This is a genomic window from Streptomyces sp. NPDC001219 (assembly GCF_053597915.1).
On the sequence record NZ_JBSFJF010000019.1, the window covers coordinates 1 to 18,110 of the forward strand.

Below are 18,110 nucleotides of genomic sequence, written 5' to 3' on the forward strand. Positions count from 1 at the left end.
CGGGGCCGTGATGCCGGTCTGGTACCTCACCTCGCTCATCCTCGTCGCGGTCTGGGCCATCGCCGGGTGGCACCACCACGGCACCGGCCTCGTCGTCACCGCCGGCGCGCTGCTGATCCTCAGCGTGATCATGTCGATCCTGCTGCTCGTCCCGATCAACAACCGGGGCAAGACATGCACCCCGGACAACCGGCCCGCCGACTGGAAGCAGCAGATGAACCGCTGGGACCGCCTCCACCACGTCCGCGTCGCCGTCATCATCGCCGCCTTCACCCTGCTGGTCGCCGCCGTCACGAGCGGAGAACCCGCTCATCGATCACGACCCGACACTCGCCCAGGGCGTTTCGGTTGGATCGTCCGGTCGCCGGCGCCGGGTGCCGTTGGCTGACGCGCAGTGGGTGCGGACTGAGCCGTTGTAGCCGGATCAGATGGCTCGCCAAATACGTGGTGGTGCACGGAACGTCGGCGGTAGGGGCCGGCCCGGACGGGCGAGCTTTCGTCAGGTGTGGCCAAGCGATTCAGCTGTGGAGGTGTCCCAGCGGTACGACGACGAGCCACGCGGTGATGAGGCGGAGACCGTCGCGTTCCTGGCCAAGCTCGCAGGGCAACAGAACGCCCTGGAACTCGCAGTGGGAACCGGCCGGGTCGCGTTGCCCCTCATGCGGGTGGGGGTACGGGCAGGCGGGAGTTTGACGACAGGTCCTAGTCGACGCCGGGCGCGGTGCTCTTCCTGCCCCGCGCATCGGCGACGGCGTACGGCAGTCCGGGAAGGAGCAGCACCGGGGCCGCCCACAGTGGCATGGTGAACAGTGCCCCGTCGCCACCCAGCCACAGGGAGAGCAGCACGGCGGCCAGGCCGGCGGCGAGGGCGACCGCCAGGTTCCTGCCGAGCCCCAGGCTGCCGCGCCGTAGCTCCCAGGCGACCGTGACCGCTGCGAGGACGGCCCAGAAGGCGACATCGTCCACGCGCACGACCCGTTCGGTGGTCCACCGGAGCAGGCACGTGATCAGTACCAGGCAGCCGATCACGAAGCAGACCATCGCCGCTGTGCGGAGCAGCCGGCGGGCGAACGGAGTGCGGGCCCGCGCCCAGGACGCGGCGAACTCCTTGACGTCGTCGCCCACGACGTCCTGGGGTGTGCGGCCTGCGGCCGCCGCGTCCTCCAGATGGGCGGAGAGTTCGTCGAGCATCTCCCGGACAGATCCGTCGTCGATGCCGCGGTACTCCCAGTTGCTGCGGCAGATCGCGAGTATCTGCTGGCTCGTCATGGTGCGCTGGTCCGTCATGGTGCGCTTTCCCCCGTGGATTCGGTGGCGTCCAGAATCCGCCCCACACGCCCGCTGAAGGCGTGCCACACGGCCCGGCCGCTCGCCAGTTCGGCACGTCCCGCTTCGGTCAGGCGGTAGTACTTGCGTGGGGCGCCACCGCTGGCCGACGGGGCGCGGTACGAGGAGATGACCCCTTCCCGCTCCAGCCGGGCGAGCAACGGATAGATACTGCCTTCGCTCACGAGATCGAGCCCGTTGTCGGCGAGTGCCGCCACGAACTCGAAGCCGTAGCACGGCCGTTCGGCGATCAGCGACAGCAGGCACAGATCGAGCACCCCGCGCAGCAGCTGACTACGACGCTGGTCACCGATGGCGGGCAGCCCCTTTGTCATGCGGTACAAGATAGTCAGGCATTGCCATGCGCCGCAAGATACTTGTGGCGCATGGCAATGAGTGCCTCCGAGGCTCAGGTACTCGCGGTAGGTCCGACTCCGGAACGGCCGGCCCGGACAGTCCTAGTCGGCCGGGGCGTTCCGCGCCCCGGACACCGCCCGCAGTACGTCGACCAGAGCCGTCACCGTGGGCCGGTGCTCGACGGAGGAGCGGAACATCACCACGATGTGCCGCTCGATCCGTTCCCGCAGCCGCACCACGTCCAGTCGGGAAGCCCGCAGGCCGAGCATCAGGTCCGTCACCGGGCTCACCCCGATCCCGGCCTCGACCAGTGCCAGGGTGGCCGCGGTGTCGGTGACCTCGTGCTGCACTCGCGGCTCGACGCCCGCCCTTCGGCAGGCGGTGCGGACCGCGCGCCCGTAGTAGCTGTCGGCCGACGGCAGAATCCAGCCGAGATCCTGGGTGTCCGCCAGGCTGGTCACCTCACGGCCCGCCATCGATCCGGCGGGCACCGCCAGCGAGAACCGCTCGCGGTACAGCCGCCGCACCCGCAGGGCGGGCTCACGCGGAATCGGCACGTCCGGGTAGTCCAGGCCGAGCGCCAGGTCCACCGCGCCGGACGCGACGGCGTCGTGCACCTCGTCGACATCCATGTCGCGGCTCTGCACCGTGAGCCCGGGATGGGCCCGCCGGGCCTCCTGCAGCGCCGGCGGCAGCAGCTCGGCGGCCGCCGTGGCGAACAGCCCCACCTGGAGGACGCCGGAGATCTCGTGCCGGGTGCGCTCCAGGGCCTCGACGGCCTCCGCCTCCGTGGACAGAATCCGCTCCGCGTGCCGCGACAGGGTCCGGCCGGCATCAGTCAGCTCCACCCGCCGCCCGACCCGCCGCAGCAGCTCCATGCCCGCGGCCTTCTCCAGCGCGGCGATCTGCTGCGAGACCCCGCCGGGCGTGTATCCCAGGGCCTGGGCCGCCGCGGTGATCGTGCCGCGCCGGGTCAGTTCCACCAGGGACCGCAGCTGGGCACTCGTCCAATCCATATAGAGATCCTAATAGATCAGACGCAGTAACTGTTCGTAGACGTCAACGGTCGGAGTCCTGCACGATGACGGGCAGCTAGCTGATCAGCTCTTCTCGCCATGCACTGACAGCCCAGCCCCGGTGCCGGACAGACGCCCACCGGCACCGGACCGGGCCCTCGGAAGGGATCGGCCTCTTGTCCATGTCATCCACCTCCCGTACCGTCCCGCCCACGGCCGACGTGGTGATCGTCGGCGGCGGTGTGATGGGCACCAGCATCGCGTTCCACCTGGCCGAGGCTGGGGTGCACAACATCGTCGTCGTCGAACGCGGTGAGCTGGGCAGCGGCAGCTCGGGCAAGCCGATCGGCGGTGTGCGGGCGCAGTTCTCCGACCCGCTCAACATCGCCCTGGGCAGCCGGAGTCTGCGCGCCTGGCAGGACTTCCCCCAGCGGCCCGGCGCCGACGTCCGGCTGGACGGCGTCGGCTATCTCTTCCTGCTGACCAGCGACCGGCAGGCCGCGGACTTCGAGAGCAGCGTCCACCTCCAGAACGAGCTGGGCGTCCCCAGCCGCATGATCGGCCCCCGCGAGGCACAGCAGCTGTGTCCCTACCTCAGCACCGACGGGCTGGTGGCCGCCGCCTACTCACCGACCGACGGCCACGCCCGGCCCGGACTCGCGGTCCAGGGCTATGCGCGCGCCGCCGCGCGGGCGGGCGTGGTCCTCGCCCCGCACACCACCGTCACCGGCCTCGACACCACCGGTGACCGGGTCACCGCCGTCCACACCGACCACGGCCGGATCACCTGCTCCACGGTCATCTGCGCCGCGGGCGCCTGGTCCGCACGGATCGGCGAGATGGCGGGCGTCCACCTCCCGGTGCGCCCGGTGCGCCGCCAGCTCGCCTTCACGGCGCCGCTCACCCCGGCCGCCCCGCGCATCCCCTTCACCATCGACTTCGCCTCCACGGCCTACTTCCACAACAGCGACGACGGCCTGCTCTTCGGCCTCGCCGACCCCGGCCAGGCCGACGGCTTCGACACCACCTGGACACCGGACTGGCTCCCGCTCTTCCGCGCCGCCGTCCGCCGCCGGGCCCCCGCCCTCGCCGGCATGGAGACCACCGACGGCTGGGCCGGACTGTACGAGGTCACCCCCGACCACAACGCGCTGATCGGACGCTCCGGCACACTGCCCAACTTCCTGTACGCCACCGGGTTCTCCGGCCACGGCTTCCTCCAGGCCCCCGCGGTCGGCGAGATCATGCGCGACCTCCACCTCGGCCGCGCCCCGTTCGTGGACGTCACCCCGCTCAGCGCCGACCGGTTCACGACCGGTGCCGACATCCGCCCCGAAGCACACGTGGTGTGAGTTCCCCCGACCGAAAGGCAGACCCGTCGATGTTCAGCCAGTGGCAACTGCGCGCCGCCTTCGCGCGGCGGCTCTCCGAGATGTACGGGCGGGAGGTGCCCGCCTACACCACGCTCGTGGACGTCTCCCGCGAGGTCAACGAGGACGTGCTGCGCGAGCAGGGCGCCGACGCCGAACGCCTCGGCTCCATCAGCCGGGTGACCGCGGAACGGCACGGCGCCATCCGGGTCGGCACACCCCGCGAACTCGAACAGGTCGCCCGCGTCTTCGGCGCCCTGGGCATGCACCCGGTCGGCTTCTACGACCTGCGGGAGGCCGCCGCCAGCGCGGTCCCCGTCGTGTCGACCGCCTTCCGTCCCGTCGACGGCGGGGAGCTGGCCCGGAACCCGTTCCGCGTCTTCACCTCCATGCTGACCCCGGCGGACCCCCGGTTCTTCGACCCCGAACTCCGTGCCCGGCTGGAGGACTTCCTCGCCGGACGCCAGCTGTTCCCCCCGGAGCTGCTGGCCCTCGCCGACCGCGCGGAGGACGCCGGGGAACTGTCCGACACCGACGCCGAACGGTTCCTGCACCTCGCCGTGCAGGCCTTCGAACTCTCCCCGGAGCCCGTCGACAAGGCCTGGTACGAAACCCTGGAACGGGTCTCCGCCGTCGCCGCTGACATCGGCGGCGTGCGCAGCACCCACATCAACCACCTCACCCCCCGCGTCCTCGACATCGACGCGCTCTACCGGCGGATGACCGAGCGCGGCATCGAGATGATCGACACCATTCAGGGGCCGCCCCGGTGGCAGGGCCCCGACGTCCTGCTGCGCCAGACCTCGTTCCGTGCGCTCGCCGAGCCGCGGGCCCTGCGCACCCCGGACGGCAGCGTGATCAGCGGCGCCCTGCGGGTGCGCTTCGGTGAGGTCGAGGCCCGCGGGATCGCCCTCACCCGCCAGGGCCGGGCCCGCTACGACGCGTTGCTCGCCCGGGTCGACGAACGCGCCGCCCGCGACCCGCAGGCCGACCGGGCCGACGTCGCCCGCGCCCTGTGGGCGGAGGCCTTCCCCGACACCGAGCGCGCCCTCGCCGCCCAGGGCCTGGCGCACTTCACCTACCACGTCGCGTCCGACCGCCCGGCCGACGGCAGCCGCCCGCCCGCCGGCCTCGACGCCCTGCTGGAACAGGGCTGGGTCCGGGCCGAACCCGTCGTCTACGAGGACTTCCTGCCGCGCTCCGCGGCCGGCATCTTCCAGTCCAACCTCAGCGACGAAGGCGCCAGGCACCACGACCGCACCGGCATCGCCTACGACAGCGCATGGCTCTCCGGCGCCATCGGCCGTGAGGTCCTGGACCCCTTCGACCTCTACGAGGAGCAGCAGAACCGCTCCCTCGGGCGGGTCGCCGGGGAACTCGCCCTGGACGGCCTGCCCGGCTGACCCGGCCGATCCGTCACCCCACCCCTCCCCACCCAAGGAGCATCATGACCGCCACCGCCCTCCCCACCACCGAGGACCTGCGCACCCGCGCCCTCGCCGCGCTCGGCCGCGTCGGCGTCACCGTCCCGGAAGGCGAGGACTTCCACGCCCGCAGCCCCATCACCGGGGAAGACCTCCTCGGCCTGCGGGCCGCCACCGCCGCCGACACCGAGGACGCCCTCGCCGCCTCCCGCGAGGCCTTCCTGACCTGGCGCACCACCCCGGCGCCCCGCCGCGGCGAACTCGTCCGGCGCCTGGGGGAGTTGCTGCGTGAGCACAAGAGCGAGCTGGCCGACCTCATCACCATCGAAGCGGGCAAGATCCGCTCCGAGGCGCTCGGCGAGGTCCAGGAAATGATCGACATCTGCGACTTCGCGGTGGGCCTGTCCCGCCAGCTCTACGGGCGCACGATCGCCTCCGAGCGCCCCGGGCACCGCCTCGCCGAGACCTGGCACCCGCTCGGGGTGGTCGGGGTGATCTCGGCCTTCAACTTCCCCGCCGCCGTCTGGTCGTGGAACACCGCCGTGGCCCTGGCCTGCGGCGACACCGTGATCTGGAAGCCCTCCGAGCTGACCCCGCTGATCTCGCTGGCCTGCGACCGGTTGCTGGACCGGGCCGCCGAGGAGACCGGTGCCCCGCGCGAGGTGCACCGCCTGCTGCTGGGCGACCGCGCCGTCGGCGAGAAGCTGGTGGACGACCCCCGGGTCGCGCTGGTCAGCGCCACCGGCTCGACCCGCATGGGTCGCGAGGTCGGCCCCCGCGTCGCCGCCCGCTTCGGCCGCACCCTGCTGGAACTCGGCGGCAACAACGCCGCCGTCGTCGCCCCCTCCGCCGACCTCGACCTCGCCGTCCAGGGCATCGTCTTCGCCGCGGCCGGCACCGCCGGGCAGCGCTGCACCACCCTGCGCCGCCTCATCGTCCACCAGGACATCGCCGACACCCTCCTCACCCGGCTGACCGCCGCGTACCGGAAGCTCCCCATCGGCGACCCCTTCGACGAGAACACCCTCGTCGGCCCCCTCATCACCCCGCAGGCCCTGGACACCATGCAGGACGCCCTCACCCGCGCCCAGTCGGAGGGCGGCAAGATCCTGGCCGGCGGCAACCGGCGCCTCACCGACGCCGCGCCCCGCGCCGGCTACGTCGAGCCGGTCATCGTCCGCGTCGACGAACAGACCGACGTCGTCCGCGAGGAGACCTTCGCCCCGATCCTGTACGTGCAGACCTACGAGACCCTGGAGGAGGCCATCGCCCTGCACAACGACGTCCCGCAGGGCCTCTCGTCCAGCATCTTCACCCGGGACCAGCAGGAGGCCGAACTCTTCCTGTCGGCTGAGGGCTCCGACTGCGGTATCGCCAACGTCAACATCGGCACCTCCGGCGCCGAGATCGGCGGCGCCTTCGGCGGGGAGAAGGAGACCGGCGGCGGCCGCGAGTCCGGCTCCGACGCCTGGCGCGCCTACATGCGCTCCGCCACCAACACCATCAACTACTCCAGCCGGCTCGCCCTCGCCCAGAACGTCAGCTTCCTTTAGGCACCGGCCGCTTGACGGCCCGCCGTCCGCATGAGCGGAACCCGTGCCCCCGCCCCGCTTCCGAGCAGGGGCGGGGGTTCGCCGTGTGCGCCGGAGGCCGGGCCGGCAGGGTCCGGCAGCGGCAACAGACGCCGGGAAGTGCCCGGATATCGGGCGCCGGCTGCCGTTTTCCGTCAAACACCGCTCCGTGCGGGGACATCCGTTGACGCCGGGGGTGCCGCGTGTGATGGTACGGCGGCTTGGGTCATGGACATGTCTTCTCCTGTCGCGCACCAGCCCCACCTGGTCGGCACCGGCCGGACGACACAAGGCGCTGCCACGGCCCGGCGCTCCACCAGAACCTCCGTCGGTAGCACTCCCTACCCCCTCAAGGAGCCATGGTGTTTCGAAGATTCGCGGTGGCCGGGATATCCCTCGCCGCCACCCTCGGAGCGGCCGCCCTGGCCGTAGCTCCCCCGGCCGCGGCCACCTCCCGGAACCACCCGACCGCGATCTCGGCCGACCGGGCCGCGAGCGCCGCGCCCGGTGCGGCGGCCCGCGGCCTCGCCGCCGCCCCGGACATCGATGTGGCCAAGGTCCAGGCACATCTCACCGAGCTGAACAACATCGCCACCCGCAACGGCGGCAACCGCAAGTCCAGCGGACAGGGCTACCGGGACTCCGTCGCCTACGCCAAGAGCAAGCTCCAGGCGGCCGGTTACACCGTCACCGAGCAGCCCTGCACCTCCGGCTGTGCCACCGGAGCCGGCCCCAACCTGATCGCCGAATGGCCGCAGGGCGACGCGAGCAAGGTCTATATGTTCGGCTCCCACCTCGACAGCGTCGGCGCCGGACCGGGCATCAACGACAACGGCTCCGGCTCGGCCGCGCTGCTGGAGACCGCGCTCACCCTCGCGGAGCAGCACCCCACCATGGCCTCCCGGGCCCGCTTCGCCTGGTGGACGGACGAGGAGCAGGGCCTCAACGGCTCCGACTTCTACGTCGGTTCGCTCTCCTCCGCCGAGCGGTCGAAGATCAAGGCGTACTACAACTTCGACATGATCGCCTCGACCAACGGCGGCTACTTCATCAACCACGTCACCTCCGCCGCGGCCCAGCCGATGAAGGCGTACTGGGACTCCCTCGGCCTCCAGCCCGAGGAGAACACCGAGGGCGCCGGCCGCTCCGACGACTACTCCTTCGAGCGGGCCGGCATCCCCACCTCCGGATACGCGATGGGCGCCAGCGCCCGGAAGACCTCGGCACAGGCGGCCAAGTGGGGCGGCACCGCCAACCGCGCCTACGACCCCTGCTACCACCAGTCCTGCGACACCACCAGCAACATCAACGTCACCGGACTGAACCGCGCCGTCGACGGCATCGCCGCCACCCTCTGGCAGGTCGCGGTCGGCGACTCCACCCCGGCGAACGACTTCTCGCTGGCCACCAGCCCGGCCGCCGGCAGCGTCGACCCGGGCGCCTCGGCCACCGCCACCGTCTCCACGGCGACCACCAGCGGATCAGCGCAGACCGTGAAGCTGTCGGCCACGGGCGCCCCGGCCGGAGTGACGGTGTCCTTCAACCCGGCCTCGGTGACCTCCGGCAGCAGCTCCACCATGACCGTCGCCACGACCTCCGGCGTGGCACCCGGCACCTACCCCCTCACGATCACCGGCACCGGGTCCGTCACCCACAGCGCGACCTACACCCTGACCGTCAAGGGGTCCGGCGGCTGCACCGGCCAACAGCTCCTGGCCAACGGCGGATTCGAGAGCGGCACCACACCCTGGACGGGTGACACCGGGGCCATCGGCGCCCACGCCGGCCAGTCCGCCCACAGCGGCAGCCGGTTCGCCTGGCTCGGCGGCTACGGTTCCTCCGCCTCCGACACCCTCAGCCAGACGGTGACCGTGCCCGAGGGTTGCGGCAAGGCCACCCTGTCCTACTGGCTGCACATCGACACCGACGAGAACGGGCGCGTCGCTTACGACACTTTCAAGGTCAAGGTGGGCAACACCACCCTGACCACCCTCTCCAACACCGACGCCGCCGGCGGCTACACCCAGCGCAGCGTGGACCTGAGCCCCTACATCGGCCAGCGCATCACCCTCACCTTCACCGCCACCGAGGACAGCAGCCTGCAGACCAGCTTCGTCGTCGACGACGCGACGCTCCAGACCGGCTGACCTGACGGCGCCGGAGGAGCGGGCTCTGTCGTGCCCCGCTCCTCCGGCGCCTCCGCACGTCTGCTGACTGTCCGCCACCGCGGGCGGGGCCGGCCCGTCCCGGCCGAGCGGGTCAGGCGGCAGTCTCGTCCGTCGGGAAGCAGGCGGCGGTGTGGTGGCCCCGCTCGCCGGTGGCCGTCCAGCCGCCGGTGCCGTGGTCCGGGTCGGTGAGGGCGAAGCCGTTCTCGCGTAGTTGCCCGCGGAGCGCGTCGGCGGGGAAGCCGGTGCCGTCGGGGGTGTCCTCGACGGGCCACAGCGTGACGAGCAGCGCCTCGGTGTCACCCCGTTCGGGCTCGCGGTCGAGGCTGGCGATCTCCAGGTGCCAGCGGCCGTTCCGGACGAAGGCCTCCGCGCGGAACGCGGCTCGCACCGTCCCGGCGTTCTCATGGGTCTCGGTCATACGGGGTGAACTCCTGTCGTGGGGCAAGGTGTCGTGGGGCAGGGGAGCGGTCGGTGTGCTGCGACGCTCTGGTGGGCGGTGGGCGGTGGGCGGTGGGCGGTGGGCGATGGGCGATGGGCGATGGGCCGTGGACGGCCGCGGAGCTGCGCCGTCGGCGGGGCGGGGCGCCGTCACATCGTGCGCCACCTGGCCATCGTGAACGAGAAGAGGCCGAACAGGGCGAGTCCCGTGGCGGTCGCGGCGAGCAGCCAGGGACCGGCCGAGGTGTCCGTGAAGGAGCGGAGCGTGTCATCCATGCCCTTGGCCCGATCGGGGTCGTAGGTCACCGCGGCCTTGACGACGAACACCCCGGCGACCGCGAACACCCCACCGCGGGCGAGGCCACCGGTGATACCGAGCACATCGACACCGCGCCGCTGCCGGGCCGACATGCCGCTCCGGTCGAGATGCTTGTGGAACTTCCGGAGGGCGGCGCGCACCGCGATCCAGGCCCCGGCGGCGGCGATGCCCACCCCCGCCGCCGCCACCAGCCAGGGGCCGCCGGGCAGGCCCAGCGCCTGGGCCGTGGCATCCCGGGACTGCTGGTCGCCGGCCCCGCTGCCGCTGCTCTTCTCCCCTGCGGCGAAGGACATGACGGAGAACGCCACCACGGCGTAGAACACGGCACGGGCGAACGACAGCAGCCGCGTACCGGCCTTGTGCCCGTCGGGCCCGGCCGCTCCGAAGCCCGCCTCGGACAGGCGCCACAGCGCCATGCCCGCCAGGCCCAGGCCGAGTGCCCAGATCAGCACGCCGCCGAACGGCCGGGCGGCGATCTCCGCCAGCGCCCCGCCCCGATCGGCCTGCTTGCCGGAGTCACCGAACGCGATCCGCAGCGCCAGCACCCCCACGAGCAGGTAGATCACGCCCCGCGCCACGAAACCACCACGGGCCGCGATCCGGACCGCCGAGCTGCGGGCGGCACGGCGGGCCGTGGCCCGTCCGGTGAGGGGTACCGCGGTGGTCGGGTGCATGGGGTGCCTCCAGAGGCTCTTCCGGTGCCGTCGAGGGTGCACACCGTTTGCCCCTGGCCAAGGAACGGAAACCACCGGGCCCGCCGCCCCCGGTCGCGCTGCGCGCCCCGGCTCGCCGTGACTCCGCACCGCCACGACGACGCCCCGGCGTCTGGCCCCGGGCACGGACGCCTCATCGGGCCTCCGTGTCGGGAGCCGCCCAGGCGGTGGGCAGAGCCGTGGCGGGAGTGGTGTGTTCGGGGAGACCGGCGAGGGCCTCGACACGGGCGGGGCGGTAGGGGGTGGGACCGCTCCATTCGAGCAGCAGCACGGTGGCGTCGTCCTCCAGCCGCCCGTCGTGGTACGCGAGATGACGGCGGATCAGCCGGCGCAGCGTCTCGGGCACGGGCAGTCCGTCGGCATGGTGCTGGAGGAGGAAGTCGGCGAAGCTCTCCAGGCCGAATTCCTGTCCGGTGTGGTCCCGGGCCTCGGTGATGCCGTCGGTGTAGAGCAACAGCCGGTCGCCGGGCTCCAGTTGGTCCCGGCAGAGCGTCGGCGGCACACCCAGGTCGGTGCCCATGGGAGGGGCGGGCGAGCAGGACAGGGTCAGGGCCGTGCGCCCGTTGCGGATGATGACCGGTGGCGGGTGTCCGAGGCTGGTCCAGGTCAGCACCCCGGTGCCGGCGTTGAGTTCGGCCAGGAGGCCGGTGGCGAAGCGGTGCGAGCCGAACTGCTCCACGAGGGCCCGCTCCACGGCCCCGGCGATCTCCAGGATGCCGCAGTCCCGCCGACGGTGGTTACGGCTGGCGGCGAGCGCGAGGTTCGCGGTCAGTCCGGCGGCCGTGTCGTGGCCCATGGCGTCGAAGAGCGCCAGGTGCACGGTCTCCTCGGCGATGGCGTAGTCGAAGACATCGCCGCTGACCTCGTAGGCGGGCTCCATCACCGCACTGATCAGCACCCGGTCGGTGGCGAAGGTCCGGGGCGGCATGACCCGCCACTCCATCTCGGCTGCCACGTTCATCCGCCGGCGCCGCACCAGCCGGGCGTACGTGTCGCTGCCCCCTCGCTTGCTGACCACCATCAAGGCGATGAGTCCGCCGAGGTTGCGCAGGTCCTGGGCCGCCTGGGCGTCCATCTCCGTGTCCGGGGCGCCGGTGGCGCGCAGCACCCCCAGCCGTTCGGTGCCGTCGAGCATCGGCACCCACCACTGGCCGCTCTCGGAAGTGGTGCCCGCGACGATGCCCCCGGTCTGGAATGCCCGGCCGGCGAGCGTGCCTTCCACCCGCACCACGTCCGGCGCCGGTTCCTGTCCTCCTTCGGGTCCGGTCGCCCGGCCCCGGAGCCGGCACAGGATCACCTGTTGGAGATCGGCGAGGTAGATCTGCACATCCAGCCAGCCGACCTTGGCCGCGTGCTTGGCGACCAGGTCCGGGATCTGCTCCAGGGTGACCACATGGCTCGCGGCGACAAGGTCACCCAGCATCCGCCCCCGGGCGGCTGGACTGCTCATGGCGGCACCTTTCCTCGGGCGTGGGCCCACCGGGCCGTCCGCCCGTGGGCTGTCCCTTAGCGACACCGCCGGCTGCCCTGCGGCCAGGGGCGATGCCCGTGCTGTCGATACCCGTGCTGTCGATACCTGTGCTGTCGATGGTGACACCCGGACGGAGCCCGCCGACAGCGACACCGCGGTGCGACACATGAGTGACCCCTCTGCGTGGCGGACGGTGGCCCTGAGTGACGGAACGCGGCATGGCGGAGAGCCGGCCCGCTCGCGAGCGATGCCCCTGAAACGCCGGCCGGGCCACCCCTGAAGCGTCAGCCAGGCCACCGCTACAGCGCCAGCCGGGCCACCGCCCCGATCTCCAGCGCCACGTAGAGGGCGCCGTCCGGCCCGAAGGCCAGACCGTGCGGTTCGGACGAGGCGACCGGCAGCTCGTGCTCCTCGATGCGGCCGTCGGGGGATATGCAGCCGATGCGGTTGGCTCCCCACTCGGTGAACCAGCAGTCACCCTGCGGTCCGGCGACGATCGCATGGGGCCGGGACGCCGGGTCCGGGAGGGGGAACTCATCGATCCGGCCGTCGATGGTGATCCGGCCGATCTGGCCGGCCCCTATCTCCACGAACCAGAGGGCGCCGTCCCCGCCGCAGGTGATGCCGACCGGTGCGGCGTTCGCGGTGGGGAGGGGGTGGAGGGTGATCTCGCCGTCGAAGCCGATGCGACCGATCGCATGGCCTTGATTGAGCGTGAACCACAGGGCGTCATCGGGACCGGTGGTGATCCCGGAGGGGAAGGCGCCACTGACCGGCAGTGGATACTCCGTCACCTGGCCGTCCGTGCCGATCCGGCCGATCCGGTCGCTGTGCAGCTGGGTGAACCACAGCGCGCCATCGGGGGCGGAGACGATACCGAAGGGGCCACTGCCCGGGGTGGGGAGCGGAAGCGAGGTTGCCTGGCCGGTCACGGTGATCCGTCCGATCCGGTGGTCCCGGTTTCGGGTGAACCACAGCGCACCGTCGGGCCCCGAGGTGATCACCGACGGTCCGCAGTTCGTGGAGTCGAGTGTGTAGTGGTCGAGTTGACCGTCCGGCGTGAGGCGGGCGATCTGCCCGGTGTGGACCAGGGTGCACCACAGGGCGCCATCGGGGCCGGTGGTGAGGGCGTACGGACCCGCGTCGGCATCGGAGACAGGGATCTGCCGGAACGCGGCGGAGCGTGGGGTCATTGCCGGGGAGGCTCCTTCGGTGGAGGAGGGGGGCGGGGCGAGCCCACCCGCGAGCCGCTATCGCTACATTAGTTGCATTAATGATGCTGTCATGGCGTCACCGCAGAAGCAAGAAGTTTTCTGCCGCGTCCTCCGCCTCCGCCTCCGCCTCCGCCTCCGCCTCCGTCTCCACCCCCGCCACCGCCTCCGTCTCCACCCCCGCCACCGGCCCATCAACAGCGCGCACTCCGCCGTCAGTTGCACCCATGAGAACCACCGGACATGCATGTGACACCGACGGGTAGGGGACCGTGCGACGGGGGCTCAGCAACAGGCAGGAGCCAGAGCATGAGGAGCAACAGCACCATGGCGGCGGGAATGGAGCCGGAGACCATGTCGAAGGTGTGTGCCGTTCCGGAGCCGACGGTGCTGCCGCGCGTCCCGGCTCCGCAACGCGTCGCCCCCGCCGACGCCCGCGAGTTGTCCAAGCTCTTCCTCCAGCGGCTGGAGGAGGTGGAGGAGGGCACGCAGGAGTACCAGTACGTGCGGAACACCCTCATCGAGATGAACCTCTCCCTGGTGCGCTACGTCGCCCGCCGCTTCTCCAGCCGCAGGGAGTCCATGGAGGACGTCCTGCAGGTCGGGACGATCGGCCTGATCAAGGCGATCGACCGCTACGACCCGTCCCGTGACGTGGAGTTCACGACACTGGCGGTCCCGTACATCCAGGGTGAGATCAAGCGGTTCTTCCGCGACACCACCTGGTCGGTGCGGGTTCCGCGGCGCCTTCAGGAGCTCCGGATCGACCTCTCCCGGGCCCGGGAGGAGCTGGAGGGGCAGGGCAGCCACGAGCCGTCCGTCGCGGAGCTGGCCGACCATCTCGGTATGACGGAGGACGAGGTGGCGGAGGGCCTGGTGGCCTGCAACGGCTACGACAGCGACTCCATCGACCGGCCCATCCAGGCCGGTGGCGGCGGCAAGCAGGAGACCGGACTCGTCGCCGACCTCATCGGCACCGAGGACCCCGCCCTCGCCCTGGCCGAGGACGTCCAGGCCCTCAAGCCCCACCTGGCCAAGCTGGAGGACCGTGACCGCACCCTCCTCCAGCTGCGCTTCGGGGCGGAGATGACACAGGCCGAGATCGGCGAGGAACTCGGCCTCTCCCAGATGCATGTCTCCCGCCTGCTGACCCGCGCCTGCACCACCCTGCGCAAGGGGCTGCTCGCCGAGGGATAGGGCGGCCCGCAGCGCCGATGGCGCAGCGGCTGCCCCCGTACTCAGCCCGCCTGGCTGCTGTCCTTCAGGCTGCCCCAGCCGTGCCAGCGGTCGATCTCGATCCACGCGCTGAAGCGACGGCGGTCCCGCTGCGGGTAGGGCTTGCCGAGGTAGTGCCGCGCCAGCCGGTCGATGTCGGCGAGTTCGTCGTCCTCGCGCAGGTCGGCGACGCGGCCGAGCAGGCTGAGGTGGGTGTACCAGTTGCCCTCGTCCAGCACGGTGCCCAGCAGGGCTACTGCCGCATCGGGAAGCGGTGGTTTCGCCTTCCGAGGTGCCCTCCACTGCGCCGCCGTCCGCAGGCCGGGACGTCCGGCGTGAACGATATGCACGACATGATCGACACGGACGACTGTACTCAGGCCTCCCACACGCTTCCTGCTGATCGGGGCGACCGTGGCAGACGCGCTGCCGGCCGCCTCCCCACCGCGGTTGACCAGCCCCCACGCTCCCGAGGGCGACTCGCACGGCAAAGCCTCCGCCCCGGTGACCCGTCGTCCTACTCCGCGGCCACCGGGCTGGACGGGCACAGGCCGGCCGGCTCGTCGAGGCCGTCCGGTGCCGCCGGGGCGACGGCCGGCTTGCGGAGCAGGAGCATCGCGGCGTCGTCATGGAGCTCTCCGCCCACATGCGTGAGCAGATCCTCATGGAGCGCGGCGAGGGTGCGCGACGGCTCCTCCGAGAGGTGCCGCGCCAGCCGTTCCCGCAGGGGATAGAACTCCCGCTGGTGGTCGCGGGCCTCCGTCACACCATCGGTGTAGAAGAGCAGCTGGTTCCCGTCGGTCAGCGTTACCTCCTGGAGTCCCGGGGCCTCCCCGGCGAGGGACCGCAGACCGAGCGGCGGGGCCGGCCGGGCGGGTTCCACGGGCAGCACGCCCGACTCCTGGACCAGCAGCGGTGCGGCATGCCCGCAGTTGACCAGCTCCATCCGGTCGGCTTCGGGGTATCCGGCGATCACCGCGGTGACGAAGTCGTCCGGGCCGAGGTTGCGGGCCAGGCTCCGTTCGATGCGGTGGACGACATCGAGGAGGTCCGGCTCGTCGTAGGCCGCCTCCCGGAAGACGCCCAGGACCAGGGCGGCGACCCCGACCGCCGGCAGCCCCTTGCCGCGTACGTCGCCGACGATCAGCCGGATGCCGAAAGGGGTGGGCACCAGCGCGTAGAGGTCACCGCCGATGCGTGCCTCGGCCGCGGCGGCGCTGTAGTGGACCGCCGCCTGGAAATGCCCCACGGTCGCGGGCACCGGCTTGAGGAAGGCGTGCTGGGCGGCCTCGGCGACCGAGCGGACCGCGGCCAGCACCTGTTCCCGGCGTCTGCGCAGGGCGCCGGCCAGACTGCTGGCCAAGGTCACGGCGGTCAGCGCGGACAGGACGATCGCCAGCTCACGATCCGGCGTGCCGGCGTGCACCCCGATGGCCGTGCCCAGCCCCACGGCCAGAGCGCCGATACGCAGCACACCCCACGGCCCACTGGTGGCGGCGGCCAGTGCGGGGCCGACGGCGAGCAGCGGCAGCCAGCTCATCCCGGTGCCGTCCGTCAGGGCCAGGCACGCGACGGCGGCGGTGAGCAGAAGCGGCACCGCGGCGGCGAAGTGCCGGAGGACGCCCGCACCGCCCGACGGAGCGTCGCCCCGGGCCCGGAGGGGGTGCCGGGCGGTCATCCGCAGAGCGGAGAGGCGATGCGCACGCGGCGACTGCGGCCGGTGGGCGTGGTGATGGATTCGGGCTGGGCGCATGTCCTCGTCCACCGCTCGCTTCCTACTCATGACACGTACGTGCCTAAATGTCCGTTTCATCTAGGAAACGGGGAGCGGGGCGGCGGCCGCAAGGAGCGGAATTTCAGATAGTGAGCGACAGTCCCCTGGTCACCCGGCCCGCTGCCGGGATCAGCCGGTTCCGGATCTCGTCGACACGGGCGACCCGGTCCGCCCGGAGTGACACACCGAGGGAGCCGAGCATCTCCCCGCTGTACACCGGCACCGCGACACAGAACGTCCCGAGCGCGTACTCCTCCATGTCCGTCACCGCCGGCGCCAGCGGTGACGTGCCCAGTCGCCGGAGGAGTTCGGTGCGGCCGGTGATGGTGCGCGGGGTGAGATCCGCGAGCGGGTGCAGTGAGAGGTAGTCGTCGCGGTCCTTGTCGTCCATCTCGCGCAGTACGCACTTGCCCAGCGCGGTGGCGTGCCCGGCGTCCTCGAACCCCACCCAGAGGTCCACCCGCGGCGCCCGGGGGCCGTCGACGATCTCGACGACCCGGATCTCGCCGTCCTCGTAGAAGGTCAGGTAGGCGGCCGCCGAGAGGTCGTCCCGCAGTGCCGCGAGCGCGGGCCGGATGCGGCTCAGCAGCGCCTGGCTCCGTCCTCCGGAGTGCAGCGTGGTCAGCTTCTCGCCCAGGACGAAACCGCCGTCGCCCAGCTTCCGGATGTACCCGTCGTGCGCCAGCGTGCGCAGCAGGTGATACGTGGTGGCAAGGGGCAGCCCCGTCTCCCGCGCCAGCTGCTTCGCCGGGGCACCGCCCTCGTGGGCGCCGACGGCCTCCATCAGCCGGAAGGCCCGCTGCACGGAAGCGATGAGAGTGGGGCCCTCTCCGTTGCCCATACGTTCAGCCTGCCCCCGCCGCCCCGGCCGGGCAAGGCCTGCACCCCGGTGAGTGCTTCGCCCGGCGAGACGTCTCCCCTCGCACCTCTCACCGCTCTCACCGTCCACACGTCAGAACACATATTCGATTCCGGGCGTACCCTGGCGGCATGGCCACGCACCTCCAGGGCTCGCTCTTCGACCAGACCGACGAGGTCCGGCTCGGTCCGCTGCGCGGGATACGCCGGTCCGCGCTCGGTGACGGGGCCTGGATCGATCTGCTGCCCGGGTGGCTGAGCGGCGCCGACGCCCTCTTCGAGCGGCTCGCCGCGGAGGTCCCCTGGCAGGCCGAGCGACGGCGGATGTATGAGCAGGTGGTGGACGTGCCGCGGCTGCTGGCCTTCTACCAGGCCGATGACGCGCTGCCGCACCCCGTCCTGGACGAGGCCAGGAACGCGCTCTCCGCCCACTACGCCACCGAACTCGGCGAACCGTTCACCACGGCCGGCCTCTGCTACTACCGGGACGGCCACGACAGCGTGGCCTGGCACGGCGACCGGATCGGCCGCGGCAGGCGGGAGGACACGATGGTCGCGATCCTGTCCGTGGGGGCGCCGCGCGATCTGCTGCTGCGCCCGCGGCGCGGCGGCAGCTCCGTACGGCACCCGCTCGGGCACGGCGATCTGCTCGTGATGGGCGGCTCCTGCCAGCGGACCTGGGAGCACGCGATCCCCAAGACCACCCGGGCGACGGGGCCGCGGATCAGCGTTCAGTTCCGGCCGCACGGCGTGCACTGAACACGGCCGCGACGGCCCGGCCGCGCAGCGCGGAGCCCCCGAACCGCAAGCGGCTCGGGGGCCCGGCAACTACTGGTGCGCCGTGATCAGTGTCTGTGGCACACGAGGTGGCCGCGGTGC

18 protein-coding genes are annotated in these 18,110 nt (G+C 72.0%); 7 read left to right on the forward strand and 11 right to left on the reverse strand.

The annotated features are described in order from the left end of the window. Positions 1-388, forward strand: a 388-nt coding sequence (locus ACWC9R_RS14810; RefSeq protein ID WP_450731697.1) for an anthrone oxygenase family protein, incomplete at its 5' end; no start/stop codon positions are given. Between the two features lie 314 nt (positions 389-702). Here the strand turns inward: ACWC9R_RS14810 and ACWC9R_RS14815 are convergent. The 3 genes from ACWC9R_RS14815 to ACWC9R_RS14825 form a co-directional block, all read right to left on the reverse strand. Further along, positions 703-1,287, reverse strand: coding sequence for a hypothetical protein (locus ACWC9R_RS14815; RefSeq protein ID WP_450731699.1), 585 nt, complete (start codon positions 1,285-1,287; stop codon positions 703-705). Then, a complete protein-coding gene (locus ACWC9R_RS14820; RefSeq protein ID WP_450731701.1) occupies positions 1,284-1,661 on the reverse strand; it encodes a PadR family transcriptional regulator in 378 nt (125 codons plus the stop codon). The genes ACWC9R_RS14815 and ACWC9R_RS14820 overlap by 4 nt, the downstream gene beginning before the upstream one ends. A 123-nt stretch (positions 1,662-1,784) precedes the next feature. Further along, a complete protein-coding gene (locus tag ACWC9R_RS14825) occupies positions 1,785-2,699 on the reverse strand; it encodes a LysR substrate-binding domain-containing protein (RefSeq protein WP_450731703.1) in 915 nt (304 codons plus the stop codon). A gap of 182 nt (positions 2,700-2,881) precedes the next feature. On the opposite strand from ACWC9R_RS14825, the gene ACWC9R_RS14830 reads away from it, so the two are divergent. From ACWC9R_RS14830 to ACWC9R_RS14845, 4 genes are all read left to right on the forward strand, one after another. Beyond that, positions 2,882-4,051, forward strand: a complete 1,170-nt coding sequence (locus ACWC9R_RS14830; RefSeq protein ID WP_450731868.1) for an NAD(P)/FAD-dependent oxidoreductase — start codon at positions 2,882-2,884, stop codon at positions 4,049-4,051. A 29-nt stretch (positions 4,052-4,080) separates the two neighbouring features. After that, the gene (gene hglS / locus ACWC9R_RS14835) at positions 4,081-5,472 is read left to right on the forward strand and encodes a 2-oxoadipate dioxygenase/decarboxylase (protein WP_450731704.1); all 1,392 of its coding nucleotides are present in this window, start codon (positions 4,081-4,083) and stop codon (positions 5,470-5,472) included. Between the two features lie 44 nt (positions 5,473-5,516). Continuing rightward, positions 5,517-7,046 carry an L-piperidine-6-carboxylate dehydrogenase gene (amaB, locus tag ACWC9R_RS14840; RefSeq protein ID WP_450731706.1) on the forward strand — a complete coding sequence of 510 codons (1,530 nt, stop codon included), beginning with the start codon at positions 5,517-5,519 and terminating at the stop codon, positions 7,044-7,046. A 377-nt stretch (positions 7,047-7,423) separates the two neighbouring features. Beyond that, on the forward strand, positions 7,424-9,211 hold the full coding sequence (locus ACWC9R_RS14845; RefSeq protein WP_450731707.1) for a M28 family peptidase: 1,788 nt from the start codon (positions 7,424-7,426) through the stop codon (positions 9,209-9,211). Positions 9,212-9,323: 112 nt separating this feature from the next. On the opposite strand, the gene ACWC9R_RS14850 is transcribed toward ACWC9R_RS14845, so the two are convergent. The 5 genes from ACWC9R_RS14850 to ACWC9R_RS14870 form a co-directional block, all read right to left on the reverse strand. Then, entirely contained in the window at positions 9,324-9,650 is a 327-nt protein-coding gene (locus tag ACWC9R_RS14850; RefSeq protein WP_450731709.1) for a hypothetical protein, read from the reverse strand. Between the two features lie 170 nt (positions 9,651-9,820). After that, positions 9,821-10,663 carry a DUF1206 domain-containing protein gene (locus ACWC9R_RS14855; protein ID WP_450731710.1) on the reverse strand — a complete coding sequence of 281 codons (843 nt, stop codon included), beginning with the start codon at positions 10,661-10,663 and terminating at the stop codon, positions 9,821-9,823. A 172-nt stretch (positions 10,664-10,835) separates the two neighbouring features. After that, positions 10,836-12,125, reverse strand: a complete 1,290-nt coding sequence (locus ACWC9R_RS14860) for a PP2C family protein-serine/threonine phosphatase (protein WP_450731870.1) — start codon at positions 12,123-12,125, stop codon at positions 10,836-10,838. A 347-nt stretch (positions 12,126-12,472) separates the two neighbouring features. Beyond that, entirely contained in the window at positions 12,473-13,366 is an 894-nt protein-coding gene (locus ACWC9R_RS14865; protein WP_450731712.1) for a Vgb family protein, read from the reverse strand. A 97-nt stretch (positions 13,367-13,463) separates the two neighbouring features. Then, positions 13,464-13,613 (reverse strand): hypothetical protein, encoded by a 150-nt coding sequence (locus ACWC9R_RS14870; protein ID WP_450731714.1) that lies wholly within the window; start codon positions 13,611-13,613, stop codon positions 13,464-13,466. 110 nt (positions 13,614-13,723) lie between these two features. Between ACWC9R_RS14870 and ACWC9R_RS14875 the strand changes: the two genes are divergently transcribed. Next, positions 13,724-14,581: a SigB/SigF/SigG family RNA polymerase sigma factor gene (locus tag ACWC9R_RS14875; protein WP_450731872.1), complete on the forward strand. Its 858-nt coding sequence runs from the start codon at positions 13,724-13,726 to the stop codon at positions 14,579-14,581. A 41-nt stretch (positions 14,582-14,622) separates the two neighbouring features. Here ACWC9R_RS14875 and ACWC9R_RS14880 read toward each other — a convergent pair whose 3' ends face one another. From ACWC9R_RS14880 to ACWC9R_RS14890, 3 genes are all read right to left on the reverse strand, one after another. Then, complete coding sequence (locus tag ACWC9R_RS14880) at positions 14,623-14,949, reverse strand: hypothetical protein (protein ID WP_450731716.1); 327 nt, start codon at positions 14,947-14,949, stop codon at positions 14,623-14,625. 167 nt (positions 14,950-15,116) lie between these two features. Next, positions 15,117-16,382: a PP2C family protein-serine/threonine phosphatase gene (locus tag ACWC9R_RS14885; protein WP_450731717.1), complete on the reverse strand. Its 1,266-nt coding sequence runs from the start codon at positions 16,380-16,382 to the stop codon at positions 15,117-15,119. Between the two features lie 73 nt (positions 16,383-16,455). Beyond that, a complete protein-coding gene (locus ACWC9R_RS14890) occupies positions 16,456-17,214 on the reverse strand; it encodes an IclR family transcriptional regulator (RefSeq protein ID WP_450731719.1) in 759 nt (252 codons plus the stop codon). 149 nt (positions 17,215-17,363) lie between these two features. Here ACWC9R_RS14890 and ACWC9R_RS14895 point away from each other — a divergent pair, with 149 nt between their 5' ends. Beyond that, positions 17,364-17,990, forward strand: a complete 627-nt coding sequence (locus ACWC9R_RS14895; RefSeq protein ID WP_450731720.1) for an alpha-ketoglutarate-dependent dioxygenase AlkB — start codon at positions 17,364-17,366, stop codon at positions 17,988-17,990. Positions 17,991-18,110: the final 120 nt, after the last annotated feature.

Coding starts and splice junctions, on each gene's coding strand:
- ACWC9R_RS14870 (WP_450731714.1), bottom strand. CDS start 13,613: ATGGGTGCAACTGACGGCGGAGTGCGCGCTGTTGATGGGCCGGTGGCG.
- ACWC9R_RS14860 (WP_450731870.1), bottom strand. CDS start 12,125: ATGCTGGGTGACCTTGTCGCCGCGAGCCATGTGGTCACCCTGGAGCAG.
- ACWC9R_RS14855 (WP_450731710.1), bottom strand. CDS start 10,663: ATGCACCCGACCACCGCGGTACCCCTCACCGGACGGGCCACGGCCCGC.
- hglS (WP_450731704.1), top strand. CDS start 4,081: ATGTTCAGCCAGTGGCAACTGCGCGCCGCCTTCGCGCGGCGGCTCTCC.
- ACWC9R_RS14885 (WP_450731717.1), bottom strand. CDS start 16,382: ATGAGTAGGAAGCGAGCGGTGGACGAGGACATGCGCCCAGCCCGAATC.
- ACWC9R_RS14850 (WP_450731709.1), bottom strand. CDS start 9,650: ATGACCGAGACCCATGAGAACGCCGGGACGGTGCGAGCCGCGTTCCGC.
- amaB (WP_450731706.1), top strand. CDS start 5,517: ATGACCGCCACCGCCCTCCCCACCACCGAGGACCTGCGCACCCGCGCC.
- ACWC9R_RS14895 (WP_450731720.1), top strand. CDS start 17,364: ATGGCCACGCACCTCCAGGGCTCGCTCTTCGACCAGACCGACGAGGTC.
- ACWC9R_RS14890 (WP_450731719.1), bottom strand. CDS start 17,214: ATGGGCAACGGAGAGGGCCCCACTCTCATCGCTTCCGTGCAGCGGGCC.
- ACWC9R_RS14845 (WP_450731707.1), top strand. CDS start 7,424: ATGGTGTTTCGAAGATTCGCGGTGGCCGGGATATCCCTCGCCGCCACC.
- ACWC9R_RS14865 (WP_450731712.1), bottom strand. CDS start 13,366: ATGACCCCACGCTCCGCCGCGTTCCGGCAGATCCCTGTCTCCGATGCC.
- ACWC9R_RS14815 (WP_450731699.1), bottom strand. CDS start 1,287: ATGACGGACCAGCGCACCATGACGAGCCAGCAGATACTCGCGATCTGC.
- ACWC9R_RS14820 (WP_450731701.1), bottom strand. CDS start 1,661: ATGACAAAGGGGCTGCCCGCCATCGGTGACCAGCGTCGTAGTCAGCTG.
- ACWC9R_RS14875 (WP_450731872.1), top strand. CDS start 13,724: ATGGAGCCGGAGACCATGTCGAAGGTGTGTGCCGTTCCGGAGCCGACG.
- ACWC9R_RS14825 (WP_450731703.1), bottom strand. CDS start 2,699: ATGGATTGGACGAGTGCCCAGCTGCGGTCCCTGGTGGAACTGACCCGG.
- ACWC9R_RS14830 (WP_450731868.1), top strand. CDS start 2,882: ATGTCATCCACCTCCCGTACCGTCCCGCCCACGGCCGACGTGGTGATC.